General features: G+C 61.5%; 10 protein-coding genes and 2 tRNA genes. 9 read left to right on the top strand and 3 right to left on the bottom strand.

Annotation, left to right across the window (positions count from 1 at the left end; all coding sequences use genetic code 11):
• Positions 1-1164 (top strand): PD-(D/E)XK nuclease family protein (locus HP499_RS11695; RefSeq protein ID WP_172324231.1); only part of this gene is annotated, 1164 nt, incomplete at its 5' end.
• Positions 1165-1240: 76 nt separating this feature from the next.
• Here HP499_RS11695 and HP499_RS11690 read toward each other — a convergent pair.
• Positions 1241-2527: a phosphotransferase gene (locus tag HP499_RS11690; RefSeq protein WP_172324230.1), complete on the bottom strand. Its 1287-nt coding sequence runs from the start codon at positions 2525-2527 to the stop codon at positions 1241-1243.
• Between the two features lie 172 nt (positions 2528-2699).
• Here HP499_RS11690 and nudC point away from each other — a divergent pair, with 172 nt between their 5' ends.
• From nudC to HP499_RS11675, 3 genes are read left to right on the top strand one after another with little or no spacing between them, the layout of a single operon-like run.
• Positions 2700-3689: an NAD(+) diphosphatase gene (gene nudC / locus HP499_RS11685; RefSeq protein ID WP_172324229.1), complete on the top strand. Its 990-nt coding sequence runs from the start codon at positions 2700-2702 to the stop codon at positions 3687-3689.
• Positions 3686-5818: a UvrD-helicase domain-containing protein gene (locus HP499_RS11680; protein WP_172324228.1), complete on the top strand. Its 2133-nt coding sequence runs from the start codon at positions 3686-3688 to the stop codon at positions 5816-5818. Before nudC ends, HP499_RS11680 begins: the two co-directional genes overlap by 4 nt.
• Positions 5818-6417, top strand: a complete 600-nt coding sequence (locus HP499_RS11675; protein ID WP_172324227.1) for a M48 family metallopeptidase — start codon at positions 5818-5820, stop codon at positions 6415-6417. Before HP499_RS11680 ends, HP499_RS11675 begins: the two co-directional genes overlap by 1 nt.
• 63 nt (positions 6418-6480) lie before the next feature.
• Here HP499_RS11675 and HP499_RS11670 read toward each other — a convergent pair whose 3' ends face one another.
• Positions 6481-7944: a zinc-dependent metalloprotease gene (locus HP499_RS11670; protein WP_172324226.1), complete on the bottom strand. Its 1464-nt coding sequence runs from the start codon at positions 7942-7944 to the stop codon at positions 6481-6483.
• A gap of 210 nt (positions 7945-8154) precedes the next feature.
• On the opposite strand from HP499_RS11670, the gene HP499_RS11665 reads away from it, so the two are divergent.
• From HP499_RS11665 to HP499_RS11645, 5 genes are all read left to right on the top strand, one after another.
• Positions 8155-9291, top strand: a complete 1137-nt coding sequence (locus HP499_RS11665) for a PDZ domain-containing protein (RefSeq protein ID WP_172324225.1) — start codon at positions 8155-8157, stop codon at positions 9289-9291.
• A 126-nt stretch (positions 9292-9417) separates the two neighbouring features.
• Complete coding sequence (locus tag HP499_RS11660) at positions 9418-12414, top strand: UPF0182 family protein (protein WP_172324224.1); 2997 nt, start codon at positions 9418-9420, stop codon at positions 12412-12414.
• A gap of 134 nt (positions 12415-12548) precedes the next feature.
• A tRNA-Met gene (locus HP499_RS11655) sits at positions 12549-12622 on the top strand.
• A gap of 482 nt (positions 12623-13104) precedes the next feature.
• Positions 13105-13178: transfer RNA gene (locus tag HP499_RS11650), tRNA-Met, on the top strand.
• A gap of 120 nt (positions 13179-13298) precedes the next feature.
• Entirely contained in the window at positions 13299-14093 is a 795-nt protein-coding gene (locus HP499_RS11645) for a GntR family transcriptional regulator (protein ID WP_172324223.1), read from the top strand.
• 108 nt (positions 14094-14201) lie between these two features.
• Here HP499_RS11645 and HP499_RS11640 read toward each other — a convergent pair.
• On the bottom strand, positions 14202-14759 hold a 558-nt coding region (locus HP499_RS11640), incomplete at its 5' end, for a PspA/IM30 family protein (RefSeq protein WP_172324222.1).

Here is a 14759-nt window from a genome sequence, read left to right as displayed (position 1 = left end):
GATTTCAAGTCCGAGGTCCAGCATCACGGTGAAGCCGAGGAACGGCGGCTTGCTTACGTGGCCTACACGCGGGCGAAGTTCATCCTGTGGGCGTCAAGCGCTGCCTGGAACGGCTCGCGATCCGGAATGGCCGGCATGTCCGCATTTCTCTCCGAACTGGCACCACTTGCCGGAGTTGCTGCCGGTGAAGGCAGCGGCACTCCCGGGGGCCGGGCAGGTTCGGCGGTGGTTCATCCTGAATCCGTGGCTGAGGAAGCACTCCCTGAAGAAAGCCCGTTGACGGCAACACTTGAAATTGCCGGTTTCCCCTATGACCCCCTTGAAGGTCCCTCCGATCCCCGGACAGGAGCCCGCCTCAGTCTGGTTCCCGGCCGCAGGGTCGCCATGGACCAGGCAGCAGCAAACGTCCGTGCCTTCATCGCCGACGCTTCGTATCAGGCACTGGTACCTGAGTCCACAGGCTTGGCGGCCAAATGGTCCAAGGAAGCAGAGCTTCTCCTGGATCGTCAACAGCAACGCAAGACCACCCAGGACGTCCACCTGCCGAGCCACATTTCAGCCTCACTCTTCGTGGACCTCGGTGCCGACCCGGCCACAGTGCTGTCCCAGCTTCGCAGGCCTGTACCTCGTGAACCTGGTATTTCGGCGCGCAAGGGCACGGCCTTCCATGCGTGGGTGGAAGAGTACTTCGGGACTACGGGCATGCTTGACCTTGATGAGGCTCCGGGCTCGGATTCCCACATCGATGAGGCCTACGGGTTGGACGAAATGGTGGCCGCGTTCAAGAAGTCCGAGTGGGCTCAGCGGGCCCCCGCTTTCATCGAGGTGCCTGTCGAGACACGGATTGGCGACGTCGTTGTCCGAGGGCGTATTGATGCCGTGTTCCGCGATGCCGATGGCCGATGGCAGTTGATCGACTGGAAGACAGGACGACGCCCGGCTGGTCGGCAATTGGCCACTCGCGCAGTGCAGTTGGCCGTTTACCGGCTGGCTTGGTCCAGGCTGAAGGACGTGCCCCTTGAAGAGGTCAGCGCAGCTTTCTACTACGTTGCGGATGACTCAGTGGTCAAACCGCACGATCTGGGCACCGCCGAGGAGCTGGAGCACATCGTTGCCAGGGCGTTGAAGACCGAGGGTGGGGGCGTTAGCGCCGCCTGGCAATAACACCGCTTGGCAATAACGCCGGTTGGACATGTTGCCGCAGGGCTCCAGGACTAGTTGGTACTGGAACCAGTTGGTACTAGAACCGGTTGGCAGTATGAAGCGGCGTCACCTTGACCACGCTGATGGCGGCCGTAGAGGTGTCGTCGGCGTTTCCAGTTCCATGGGAGTCGCCGGCCTCGGCCCCTGTTTTCGTTTCCTCGTCCTTGGCGTCATCGGCTGGTGCTGCGGCGGTTCCCTCCGGCGATGGGTCCAACGCTCCACTGGCCGGGGTCTCCGACTCCACAGCGGGCGCTATGGTGGCCACCGTAACCGTGGGTCCGGCGTCGGGAATTGCCACAACGGTGACGGGCGGCTTCGGGCTTGACGGAATGCCGGCACCCTGCAGTTCGGCAGCCTGCAATTCAGCGGCCTCGTCCTCGGCGGACTGTGCTGCCTCTTCTTCCCGCCGCGCTTGCTCGTCTATGTCATCGGCGAGCGTCCGAAGCATGGACTCCGCCTCCGCCGTCATGCTTTGGTGCCCGGCAGCCAGAGCCTTGACCAAGTATTGGGCGAGGGCGAACTCGGCCAACAGGGCTGCCCGCCGGAGCAAGTGGATATCCGGCGTCTCGCGGCGCGCCTGGGTGTAGCTGTTCAGCACGGCATCTACGAAGGATGCTTCATTGGATGCCACCAGCCAAGCGAAGTCATCGGCCGGATCACCGATTCGCAGATCGGTCCACCCGGTCAGGGCGGTGACGGAGTCGCCCTGCACCATGAGGTTGTCTTCGTGCAGATCGCCGTGGACCACCGAAGAGTTGAACCGCCACAGAGCAACGTCCTCCAGGGCATGCTCCCAGCGTCGGAGCAGGGTAGCCGGAATTTTGCCAGTGGTTGCCGCCTGGTCCAGCTCATTGAGCTTGCGCTGCCGGAACTCGTTGGCTGAGTAGCTTGGTAGGTCCGCATTGGTTACCAAGGTCAAGGGGAGGTCGTGGACGGCGGCCAGCGCAGTGCCGATTTCCCGTGCAAGGGCAGGGCTGCCGGCAGAGAGTTCCTCAATGGAGAGCATTGCACCCTGCAGGTGGGTGTAGACAAAGGTAGTGAGGTCGCCTTGACGCACAGTTCCGGCAATGGTGGGCACGTGGAACGGCAGTTCGGCACGGATGGCCGGAGTGAAGGCGCGCAGAACCATGAATTCGGTTTCCAGCCGCGTGCTGGCCTCGGGATGGCGCGGCGAACGGACGCGCCAGCGCTTGCCATCCGGGTCCAGCAGCAGCGCCGAGTCAAAGTCGGCGTCGTCGTCGGGGGAAAAGGCTGTAGCCGTCGGTGCCAGGCCAGGCACCGCCGCAGTTGCTATAGCGGCCAGTTCGAGCGGTGTTCTTCTCACCTTCTCAACGGTAGATTGAGTGTGGCCTGTGGCCATGATGCAGTGCGGCGAGTCTTCAGATCCGCTGTGAAACATGGCAATTCTCCCAGCCATGGACGCCGGGCAGTGATGCATCCACAAGGTGGCACCCTCCAAAATGTTTTTTGTCGGTATGAGTCAGTACGGTAGATACATGAGCTATAGGGAGTCACCGGCGCTGGCCAACCACCTGATGGATACTGTTCTTCCAGTGCGCCCTGCCATGGTTGATCGGGGCTCCGGTGTCCGGATGAAGCCGGGCATGGTGGAGGATCTGATCGCTTCGGGCACGGCCAAGGCCATGGTTATCTCCCAGCGCAAGGCACTGGTGACCGCTCAGGGCCTGTGGTTCGGGGATGCCACCTCCCTGTGGAATGCCCTCAACGGAACAGATTACGGCGTTACCTCGGCTATATACCTGGGCATCACCTTGGAATCTTCTTCCTTGCCTGCCGGCACACCTGTTCTGTTGTTTACGGCAACTGAGCCTCCCGCGCCGGACACCGCCGGGATACCCGCAGATGCCCAGTGGGCAGGTTTCCGGGAAGTTGCCGGGCGACTGGATGCCAGCGATACTGCTCTGTTCATTGAGGCCAGTGCCATCTCCAACTGGCACGCGACGCACACACACTGCCCGCAGTGTGGAAGTCCCACGGACATTGAGTCCGGTGGATGGGTACGTCGGTGCCCCCGAGACAACTCTGAGCATTACCCGCGGACGGATCCTGCGATCATAGTCACCGTGGTGGGTCCGGACGGCCGCCTTCTTCTGGGCGGTGGTGGACCCACTGACGCCAAGAATTACTCCACGCTTGCCGGTTTCGTCGAGCCCGGTGAATCCCTGGAGCAGGCCGTCGTTCGGGAAATCGGGGAAGAAGTGGGCGTGCGCGTCTCGGCCTGCCAGTACCTTGGCTCTCAGTCCTGGCCCTTCCCCGCGTCCCTGATGCTGGGGTTCACCGCCACTACCGAAGACTCAGTTGCCAGGCCCGACGGCGTGGAAGTCACCAGGGCGCGGTGGTTCAGCCGCGAAGAGCTGCAGGCAGCCGTTTCGAGCGGTGAGATCACCATTTCCACGCGACTGTCCATTGCGCGTTCCCTCATTGAACACTGGTACGGCGGCGTCATCGAAGACCTCCAGCCGTGACAGAAGACATTTTTGACGCCGGTGGTTCACTTGAGGAGCGCATCCTCGGCGGCTTGGATGAAGAGCAGCGCGAAGTAGCAAGTACCCTGACGGGGCCACTGTGTGTTCTCGCGGGAGCGGGCACGGGAAAGACACGTGCCATCACCCACCGCATTGCGTACGGAGTCCACTCCGGCGTCTATAGCCCGCAGCGTCTGCTGGCCGTGACGTTCACAGCCAGGGCTGCAGCGGAAATGCGCAGCAGGCTTCGCGACCTTGGTGTGGCGAATGTCCAGTCCCGGACTTTCCATGCAGCAGCCCTGAGGCAGTTGCAGTTCTTCTGGCCCCAGGCCATTGGGGGTACGTTGCCGAATCTGTTGGATCACAAGGCCAACATGATCGCGGAGGCCTCCCGCAGGCTCCGGCTCAGCACCGACCGCGCCACCATCAGGGACCTGGCCGCGGAAATTGAATGGGCCAAAGTGTCCATGCTGACGCCGGCCAATTATCTTGAGAACGCCCAGGACCGCGGGACGCCGGGTGGTTTTGACCTCACCGCTGTCTCCAGGGTTTTCCAGGCTTACGAGGACATCAAGACTGACCGGAATGTCATCGACTTCGAAGATGTCCTCCTCATCACAGTAGGCATCCTCCAAGAGGACCCGAAGGTGGCTGCAACAGTCCGGGAACAGTACCGCCATTTCGTCGTGGACGAGTACCAGGACGTTTCACCTTTGCAACAGCGGCTTCTGGATCTGTGGCTGGGCGGCAGGAATGAGCTCTGCGTGGTTGGTGACGCCAGCCAGACGATTTACTCCTTTACAGGTGCATCACCCAAGCATCTCCTCGGGTTCAAGGCGCAGTTCCCGGACGCCACCGTGGTGAAGTTGGTTCGCGATTACAGGTCCACCCCGCAAGTGGTTAAGTTGGCCAACGAACTCCTTGGGTCCCGGCGCAGCGGTGGCCCCGTTGCTGATGCTGCTTGGGCGCCTCCGCTCAAACTCATCGCGCAAAGGCCAAGCGGTCCTGAACCCCGCTTCATGGAATGCCCTGATGACGAAGCCGAGGCGGCGGTGGTGGCAGGCCGTATTCAGGAGCTGCTGGATACCGGGGTCAAGGCCAGCGAGATCGCCATCCTGTTCCGCACCAACGGCCAGTCCGAGGCCTATGAACAAGCACTGGCATCAGCCGGTATTGGGTACCAGCTTCGCGGTGGTGAGAGGTTCTTCGCCCGCAAGGAAGTCCGTGATGCCATCCTCCAACTCAGGGCCGCCACCCGGGCCGTGGCCGAGGGTCCCCAGGAACCACTGGGACAAATCGTGCGGGACATCGTGGCATCGCTTGGTTACACAGACGCCCCACCGCACAACGGGGGAGCCCTCCGTGAGCGCTGGGAGTCGTTGGCAGCATTGGTCGCCTTGGCTGATGAGCTGGCCGTAAGCCGTGGCGAAACCTTCACGCTGGCAGAGTTCGTTAACGAACTCCAGGAACGCTCAGTAGCCCAGCACGCGCCCACCGTCCAGGGAGTAACGTTGGCGTCCCTGCACGCGGCCAAAGGGCTGGAATGGGACGCGGTGTTCCTGGTGGGTCTCAGTGAAGGTCTCATGCCCATCTCCTTCGCGGATACTCCTGAAGACGTTGATGAGGAACGGCGGCTGCTGTACGTCGGAATCACCAGGGCACGGGAACACCTCAATTTGTCCTGGTCCACGGCCCGGACGCCCGGTGGCCGTGCCAACCGCAAGCCATCGCGGTTTCTTGACGGACTCCGGCCCAACTCGGTGGCGTCCGCGAACGCCCGCAGCAAAACAGGTCCCACGCGTCGGAAAGCTGCAGCGCCGGCGTCGTGCAGGGTGTGCGGAAGCATGCTGGCCAGCGGTGCCGAACGCAAGGTGGGACGCTGCAACCAGTGCCCGCCGTCCTATGAGGAGCAAACCTTTGATGCGCTGAGGCAGTGGCGCAAGGATGAAGCAAAGTCAGCCGATGTCCCGGCCTATGTTGTTTTCACTGACGCAACGCTTACTGCCATCGCCGAGGCCAAGCCATCTTCCTTGGAGGACCTGGCCGGTTTGGCGGGAATCGGACCCTCCAAGCTCGAACGCTACGGTGAAGCGGTCCTGACGGTCCTGGCCGAGAGCACGGAACTCTGATGTCGCGCCGATCGGCTGCGGACTCCGGCATTCCCCTCGTCACAGACGATGGCGCTCCAGTAGTGGTGCGCCGCTCGGCCAGACGGCGCAGGACGGTTGCCGCGTTCTGGGAGGATGGCAAAGCCGTGGTGGCCATCCCGGCCAGCTTCACCAAATCCCAGGAACGGGAGTGGGTTCACCGTATGCTGGCGAAGCTGAAGACGCAGGGCGAACGGCGGTCAGGCCAGGGCAGGCGCCGCCCGGCTACCGACGAAGTCCTCGCTGAGCATGCCGCGCATCTGTCCCGGACATACTTGGGTGGACGGGCCGTCCCGACGTCCGTGCGCTGGGTCAGCAACCAGAATTCGCGATGGGGTTCAGCCACGCCGGCGGACGGCACCATCAGGCTGTCCAACAAGCTGCAGTCCATGCCGCAGTGGGTCATCGATTACGTCCTGGTTCACGAGCTCGCTCACTTGCTGGTAGCGGGGCACAACGCCAATTTTTGGAGGCTTGTGGAGGCGTATCCCGAGACCGAGCGTGCCAAGGCCTTCCTGGAAGGCGTGGCGTTTGCCACCTCAAGGGGTCTTTCCCCGGATTCAGACCCGGTGACGGATTAAGGTGCTTAACGAAGGAACGGCCGCCAAAAACATGGCGGCCGTTCCTCTCTGTTTCCGGCCTGCCTACTTGGCAGGGCCTTCCGTGTCGGTGTTGTCCTGTTCCGCTTCGCTTCCGGGGTTTTCTCCGTCGTTATTGGTTGCGGAGGTCCCTTCACCGGCGTGAGGTTCTTCCGATTCCTTGGCGTCATAGCCGCCACTGAGCAGCTTCTGCAGGGCGTCATCAACCTCGCTGTCGCTTGCTTCGGCCAAGCGACGGCGTTCGGAGAAGCCCTTGGGATCGTCAAGGTCTTCACCGGTAGGCAGCAAATCCGGGTGGTGCCAGATCGCGTCCCGGCCGGCAATGCCTCGTTCTTCCTTCAGTGTCGCCCACAGCGTGGCCGCTTCCCGGAGCCTGCGGGGGCGCAGTTCCAGACCGACCAGTGATGAGAACGCGTGTTCAGCAGGGCCGCCGGTGGCGCGGCGCCGACGTACCGTCTCGCGGAGCGCGGTGGCGGAAGGGAGGACCTTGTCTGTGGCTTCTGCGGTGAGTTCGTCTACCCAGCCCTCAACCAGCGCCAGGGCGGTTTCAAGCTTCTCCAATGCGGCCGTCTGAACCGGTGTGCGCTCAGGGGTAAAGACGCCCTGCGAGAGTGCTTCCTGAATGCCCTCGGGGTTGCTGGGATCAAGATCCCGGGCAAGGTCCTCTATGCGCGACATATCAATGTGGATGCCGCGGGCGTATGCCTCAATGGCGCCCAGGAGGTGTCCGCGCAACCACGGGACCTGAACGAACAGCCTTGCGTGAGCCGCTTCCCGTACGGCAAGGAACAGGCGGACGTCATTCTCCGGGAGGCTGAGGCCTTCACCGAATTTGGCAACGTTGGCGGGCAACAGTGCCATTTCCAAATCGGCCAAAGGAACACCGATATCGGTGGAGCTGACAACCTCGGCTGAAAGCGCCCCGATGGCCTGCCCCAGTTGCATACCGAAGATTGCGCCACCCATGTTCTGGAGCATGGAAGAGGCGCCCCCCATCATGGATTTCATTTCCTCGGGCATCTGCTGGGTGAGGGCGTTGGACAGTGCATTGGCGACGCTGTTGGCAACGGGTTCGGTCAAACGCTTCCAGGTGCCGAGGGTCGCTTCCACCCATTCTGCGCGCGACCACGCACGGCCGATCAGGCCGGTCGCGGAAAGATCAGTCACAGGGTCAAGCCACAATTCCGCAAGCCTGAGGGCTTCGTCGATCTCCCGGGCCTGCACTGCGCTCACTGAGGGATCGCTGCCAGCTGCTGCAACGCGCCGGGCATTCTCATGGGCGAGCTGCCAGTTCACGGGTCCCTCGGAGGTGGAACTCATCATGGCCTGGACTTGCGCGAACATCTGCTGGAGCAGTTGGGGATCGTTGGGCAGGCCGGCGGCTTTGGCGAGCTCGGCGGGATCGATGTTGCCCATGCCCTGGCCGCCCATCAGGTTCTGCAGCATTTCTGCCAGCGGATCCTTGGGAGTGTCGTCGTCGTTGGACGGGTTGTTGGGGTTGGATGTCATGGTGCCGCCGATCGTCGAACTGGCTGGTGATCTCTTTCACCGTACCCCGCGGCCGGAACGCTGTCTGCCTGCATGTGGCGCCGTTCGCTGTAGGCAAAGCAGTCCGCCAACGTCGGACCGCGTAGTGTTGATGTTTGGTATGTGCCGCTGCCTTCCGCGGCGGCACCAGCCAAGGAACCGGTCACCCAATGCCGGCATAGAGAGGCCTCAATGCTTACTTCGCCCAGCCCCGAGGGCTCATTGGATCCGCGTCAAACCTCCGACGCCGATCCCTCCCCAGTGCCACCGGCACCGCCGCGCGACACCAGGTACATGATCATGGTGATCTCGGGCCTGCTGGCACTGGGGCTCGGCATTGGCGCTGCGGCGCTCCCCGTTCCCTACGTCATCGAATCAGCCGGGCCCACGTTCAATACCTTGGGCAAGGACGGCGACAAGCCTGTCATCAGCATTTCCGGACGGGAGTCCTTTCCAGCCAACGGCAACCTGGATCTCACCACCGTGGTCATGACCGGCGGTCCCAAGAGCCCTGCCACCATTTTTGACGTCTTCCGCGCCTGGCTGGACAGTTCCAAGGCCATTTATCCGGAGGAACTGATCTATCCCAAGGGCACCACCGCGGAACAGACGGTGCAAGAGGGCGAAATCGCCATGGAGACGTCCCAGGAGAATGCATTCGCAGCGGCGTTGCGCGAGTTGGATATCCCGTTCGAGCAGAAATTGAACGTAGCAGGCCTCTCGGAAGGGTCGCCTTCGGCCGGGAAGATTCAGGAAGGCGACCTCCTGAAGTCCATCAACGGCAAGGCCATCACTTCAATGAGCGTCATCCAAGCCGAGTTGGCTGCCGGTGCAGGGGCGCCAGCTGCCGTGGTGGTAGAGCGGAAGGGGGCTGCTGTCACGGAAACAGTTACCCCGACCCGGAATTCCGCTGACCGCTATGTCCTGGGCGTACTGCTGGCCAGCGACTTCACTTTCCCTTTCGATGTCAGCATTTCCTTGGAGAACGTGGGTGGACCCAGCGCTGGAATGATGTTCGCCCTGGGTATTATCGACAACCTTGAGCCCGGTGACCTGACAGGGGGCAAACACGTGGCTGGTACGGGAACAATTACAGCCGACGGCGCAGTGGGTCCCATCGGAGGGATTGCCCAGAAAATGATCGGAGCCCGGCAGCAGGGGGCCACAATGTTCCTGGCGCCGGCTGCCAATTGCGCTGACGTCGTAGGCCATGTTCCCGAGGGTTTGCAGGTTGTGAAGGTGGAAACACTGGCCGATGCCACCTCGGCGGTGAAGCGGCTCGGGTCAGGAGAAGACACGACGAGCCTTCCCACCTGCACAAACAACTAGACTGGCGGTGGAACTTAGCTCCACCGCCACTCGTGGCATATGTGACGGCCTCCGCCATATCCCAGCGGCAGAGAATGTCAACCACTCGCATACCGACTGTTCACTGACACCAATGAGGTACAGAGTTTGTCCCGTCCCGCCAGCTCCAACCCGCCCGGAAGATCACCGCTGAGACGAGGTGCCCTGACGCCGACACTCATTGTCGTGGCAGTGGCCGTCGTCGGGTTCATTTTCTTCGCCAATGTGTGGACCGACGTCCTCTGGTACCAGCAGCTTGGTTTCTTCGAAGTGTACATACGCGAGAACCTGGCCAGGATCATCACTTTCCTGATCGGTTTCGCCATGATGTTCGCCGCTGTTTTCTTTGCCATCAGGATCGCGTACCGCTCCCGCCCCGTTTATGCTCCGGACGCCGAGTCGCGGGACAACCTCAACCGTTACCAGGCCCAGCTTGAGCCTGTACGCCGGGTTGTCATGATCGGCCTGCCCATCCTGTTCGGCCTGTTCGCCGGCAGCGCGGCAGCCAGCCAGTGGCAGAAGGCCTTGCTCTTCTTCAACCAGGAGCCATTCGGCCAGACGGACCCGCTGTTCAACCTCGACATCAGCTTCTACTTGATGTCGCTTCCGTTCCTGGGCTTCGTCACCGGATTCCTGATCAGCATCGCCGTCGTTGCCGGCATTGCCGGAATCCTGACCCACTACCTTTACGGCAGCATCCGGTTGATGGAACGCGGCATCTTCACCAGCCGTGCCGCGCAGATCCACATCGCTGTGACCGGTGCTCTTTTCCTGGTCTTGCTGGGCATCAATTTCTGGCTTGACCGGTACACCACGGTTCAGGGCAATTCGGGCCGCTGGGCCGGTGCTCTCTACACGGATGTCAATGCCGTTGTTCCCACAAAGGCCATCCTGGCGGTTGCCGCGGGCCTTGTGGCCATTCTGTTCATCATTGCCGCGATCATCGGACGCTGGCGCCTGCCGGTGATCGGTACCGCGATGTTGGTCATCACAGCCATCCTTGCCGGTGGAGTTTATCCGTGGGTTATCCAGCAGTTCCAGGTTCGTCCTTCCGAAAACACCTTGGAGAAGGAATTTATCGACCGGAACATCAAGATGACCCGGGCCGCTTATGGCTTGGACAAGATTGATGTATCGGCCTACAACGCAACCACCACCGCCACAACCGGCGCACTCGCCGCAGATGCGCAAACCACGGCCAACATCCGACTTTTGGACCCGAACCTTATATCTTCAGCGTTTGCCCAGCTGGAACAGTACCGCCCGTACTACCAGTTCCCGCAGACCCTGAACGTTGACCGTTACATGGTTGACGGCAAGGTCCAGGACACCGTGATCGCTGTTCGCGAGCTGAACCCGGATGGCTTGAGTGCCAACCAGCAGACGTGGGTGAACAGGCACATTGTCTACACCCACGGTTACGGTGTGGTGGCTGCCAAGGGTAATAAGTTCACTGCCGATGGAAAGCCGGAGTTCCTGCAGTCAGGCATCCCGTCCAACGGCGTCCTCGGCAATGACACCACGTACGAGCCCCGTATCTACTTCGGCGAAAACTCGCCTGAGTACTCCATTGTGGGTGCACCTGATGGTGCTCCGAACCGTGAACAGGACCGACCTGCAGGCAGGGAGGGCGGGGGAGAGACCCAGTACACATTCAGCGGCAACGGAGGACCCAACGTTGGCAACTGGCTCAACCGGATCCTCTACTCCATCAAGTTCCAGTCGTCGGATCTACTGCTGTCCGATGGTGTCAACGCCGAGTCCCAGATCCTTTACGAACGCAATCCGCGCGAACGCGTCGAGAAGCTGGCTCCGTACCTGACTGTTGACGGCAACGCCTACCCGGCCGTTGTTGATGGACGCGTGAAGTGGATTGTTGACGGGTACACCACCAGCCAGTACTTCCCGTACTCCCAGCCGCAGCAGTTGCAGAACGCCACAGCCGACTCGCAGACAAGCGCAGGCCGCACTGTGGCCTTGCCGAACAGCTCGGTCAACTACATCCGCAACTCGGTCAAGGCCACCGTTGATGCTTACGACGGTTCGGTCAACCTGTACGCCTGGGACGATCAGGACCCCATCCTGAAAGCGTGGCAGAAGGTCTTCCCGACCGTCATCAAGCCATACTCGGAAATGTCCGGCGACCTCATGAGCCACGTTCGGTACCCGGAAGACCTCTTCAAAGTCCAGCGCGAACTTCTCGGCCGCTACCACGTGACAGACCCGGACAGCTTCTACCAGAACAACGATGCTTGGAGCGTTCCGAACGATCCCACCGTTTCGGAAGCCGTCAAGCAGCCGCCGTTCTACATGTCGCTGCAGATGCCCGACCAGGAGAAGCCGGCCTTCCAGCTGACCTCGTCCTTCATTCCGCAGACGGTCAACGGCAGCGCGAGGAATATCTTGTACGGCTTCCTCGCTGCCGACTCTGATGCTGGAAACGTGAAGGGTGTGAAGGGGGAGAGCTACGGGAAGCTTCGGCTCCTTGAGCTCCCCACCGATACCCAGGTACCTGGGCCTGGCCAAGCACAGAACAAGTTCAACTCCGATCCCACAGTCTCCCAGGCGTTGAACCTGCTCCGGCAGGGTGCCTCGGATGTCTTGAACGGAAACCTGTTGACGTTGCCCGTCGGCGGTGGCCTGCTGTACGTCCAGCCGGTCTATCTAAAGTCCACTGGCGAAACGTCCTACCCCACGTTGCAGCGCGTGCTGGTGGCCTTCGGTGACAAGATCGGCTTTGCTCCGACCCTGGATGAGGCACTGGACCAACTGTTCGGCGGCAATTCCGGTGCCACAGCCGGAGACGCCGACAACAACGGCCAAACGCCCACTGCGCCTCCGGGCACCACAACGCCGCCTGCTGGACCCACCGACGCGAAGGCGGAGCTGAAGGCAGCATTGGACGAGGCCAACAAAGCGATCACCGACGGCCAGGCCGCGTTGGCCAAGGGCGACTTTGCCGCCTATGGCCAGCAGCAAACCAAGCTCTCCGAGGCTTTGAAGAAGGCCTTGGACGCGGAAACGCGTCTGGGTGCCGCATCAACTCCAACGGCAACGCCTGAGGCTACGCCGAGCGCCACGCCGTCGCCCTCGCCGAGCAGCTAGCGGCTACAGAGGTTCAAAGGCCGCTGCCCACTCCCTGACGGGGGCGGGTACCGGCCTTTTTACTATGGGGAGACGCACATCACGCAGTCAGGATTTGGTCTCCCATTCACCTGACGGTAATGTTGTTCTTGCGACGCGGGGTGGAGCAGTTCGGTAGCTCGCTGGGCTCATAACCCAGAGGTCACAGGTTCAAATCCTGTCCCCGCAACTGGAGAAAAGGTCCGGATCAGTATTCACTGATCCGGACCTTTTGTTTACCCTCAAAGCTTTGACCCTGTCTCATGTCCTCCGGGTTTGTGCGCGGCCCTCTGTCAGGTCCCTCGTGTTTGGGCGCGACCCTCTTTCAGGTCCCTCGTGTTTGGTTGTGACCCTCTTTCATGTCCCTCGGGTTTGGTTGTGACCCTCTTTCATGTCCCTCGGGTGTGTGCGCGACCATCTTTCAGGTCCCTCGGGTTTGGGCGCGACCCTCTTTCATGTCCCTCGCCCCTGATCCTCGCTTCCATCAGGGCTAGCGGTTCGCAGGTGGACGCGGACCGCCGGTGGTGGAGGATTTGCCGGCCTCCTGGGGCGCGGGAGTGATCCCCGGCACCGATGCGGAGGTGGCCTTGAGGCATGCGATAGTGATCTGCGGCACCTTGGATGCCATATGGTCAGAAGCGCCCCGGGGGTACGGTAGAGTTGTTCTTGCGACGCGGGGTGGAGCAGTTCGGTAGCTCGCTGGGCTCATAACCCAGAGGTCACAGGTTCAAATCCTGTCCCCGCAACTGGAGAAAAGATCCGGATCAGTATCAACTGATCCGGATCTTTTGTTTAACCAGTCCCTGTACGGCTGGTGTTAGCATCAAACCCGGATGTGCTGAAGCAGGAAATGGATGGAACACCCTATGGTCAATGGAGACTACAAATTAGGCCATAAGCGGGAAGTGCTTCAGAGAGACAGTCCCGTCGCTGTTTACCAGCAGGTAGCAGACGTCCTGACGGACCAAGTCAGCCAACTCGAGCCTGGGTCCCGGATACCGACGGAAGAGTCCTTGATGGATGCTTACGGCATCAGCCGGACGACTGTCCGGAAAGCGATCGAGACTTTGGTTGTGAAGGGCCTGCTGGTCCGCAGGCAGGGCAAAGGTACTTTTGTGATGGCCCAACGTCCTGTGAAAATGCTCAATCGGCTGGCGCCCTTCATGGAGACGTTCACGGCGGCCGGCATGAAGACCGTCAAAGGCCTCATTGAGTACAAGTGGATGGAGAAGGACAAGACAGTGCCGGCAAAGCTGGTCTCTGATGACAACCTTGTCCTGGTGATCCGCCGATCATATTCAAGCGCTGGCTGGCCCTACGCTATTGCGGAGATCTTCATTCCGTCTCATATTGGTCGCCACATCAGCCTCGCGGACGCCGAGCGAAACTCCATCTACCAGGTCATCCAGGACAGGACGCTGAAGCCCCTCCAACGCGCCGAAATCACCGTCACCATGCATGAGCCCCCGGAACACCTCGCGGACGCGCTCAACGTCCGTGGCTTCGCCATGGTGCCCCGGCTGGAACGGACCACCCTGGGCCCACATGGGGAGGTCCTCGAGTGCACGGTGACGTACTTCCACCCCAAAGGGTTCGAGATCCGCGCTGAAGTGGCAACGGATGTCAGTCCCGGGCAGAATGCCGCAGTGCATTCTCCATAGGGGAGCCCCAGCCAAAAAGTAGCCCCAACACAATGGGCCGGACCCTTTTCAGGATCCGGCCCATTGGCTTATTCAGCAGTATGCTCCGGGCAGATGGCCCGCTGCGTCCTAGAGCTTGTCGAAGTCGGCTTCGTCGACGGTTGCGCCGCTTGAAGCAGGTGCGCCCGCGCCGATTGCCGGCTTGGAACCACCGGACTTCAGTGCAGCAAGGCGGGCTTCGATTTCCGTCTGCTCTCCGAGGTCCTCGAGCTGGTTGAACTGAGCGTCAAGGCTGGAGCTTGCGAGTTCCTGCTGGCCCAGGACCTTGGCCTCTTCACGGCGGATCTTCTCTTCGAAGCGGCCCACCTCGCTGGTGGGATCCATGATGTCGATGCTCTTGAGGGCATCGTGGACCTGGGACTGTGCTGCGGCGGTCTTGGAGCGTGCTACGAGCTCGTTGCGCTTGGCGGTCAGCTGGTTGAGCTTGTTCTTCATCTGGTCAAGCCCGGTCTTGAGCTTGTCCACTACCTCGGTCTGGGACGCGATGCTGGGCTCAGCGGCCTTCGCCTCGGACTCTGCGGTCATCTGGCGCTGGATGGCGACCTTGGCCAGGTTGTCGAACTTCTGGGCATCGACGGAGTCGCCGGCGGACCGGTATTCATCGGCCTTCCTGGACGCTGCGAGGGC

Origin of the sequence: Paenarthrobacter sp. CM16 (genome assembly GCF_013179505.1) — a bacterium.
GTDB lineage: Bacteria > Actinomycetota > Actinomycetes > Actinomycetales > Micrococcaceae > Arthrobacter.
The sequence above is the reverse complement of the archived record's forward strand: the minus strand, read 5'-3'. Positions and strand labels throughout refer to the sequence as shown.

Bases quoted from the DNA above. Each gene is read 5' to 3' on its own strand.
- HP499_RS11665 (WP_172324225.1), top strand. From the start codon at position 8,155: ATGCTTACTTCGCCCAGCCCCGAGGGCTCATTGGATCCGCGTCAAACC.
- HP499_RS11675 (WP_172324227.1), top strand. From the start codon at position 5,818: ATGTCGCGCCGATCGGCTGCGGACTCCGGCATTCCCCTCGTCACAGAC.
- nudC (WP_172324229.1), top strand. From the start codon at position 2,700: ATGAGCTATAGGGAGTCACCGGCGCTGGCCAACCACCTGATGGATACT.
- HP499_RS11670 (WP_172324226.1), bottom strand. From the start codon at position 7,944: ATGACATCCAACCCCAACAACCCGTCCAACGACGACGACACTCCCAAG.
- HP499_RS11645 (WP_172324223.1), top strand. From the start codon at position 13,299: ATGGTCAATGGAGACTACAAATTAGGCCATAAGCGGGAAGTGCTTCAG.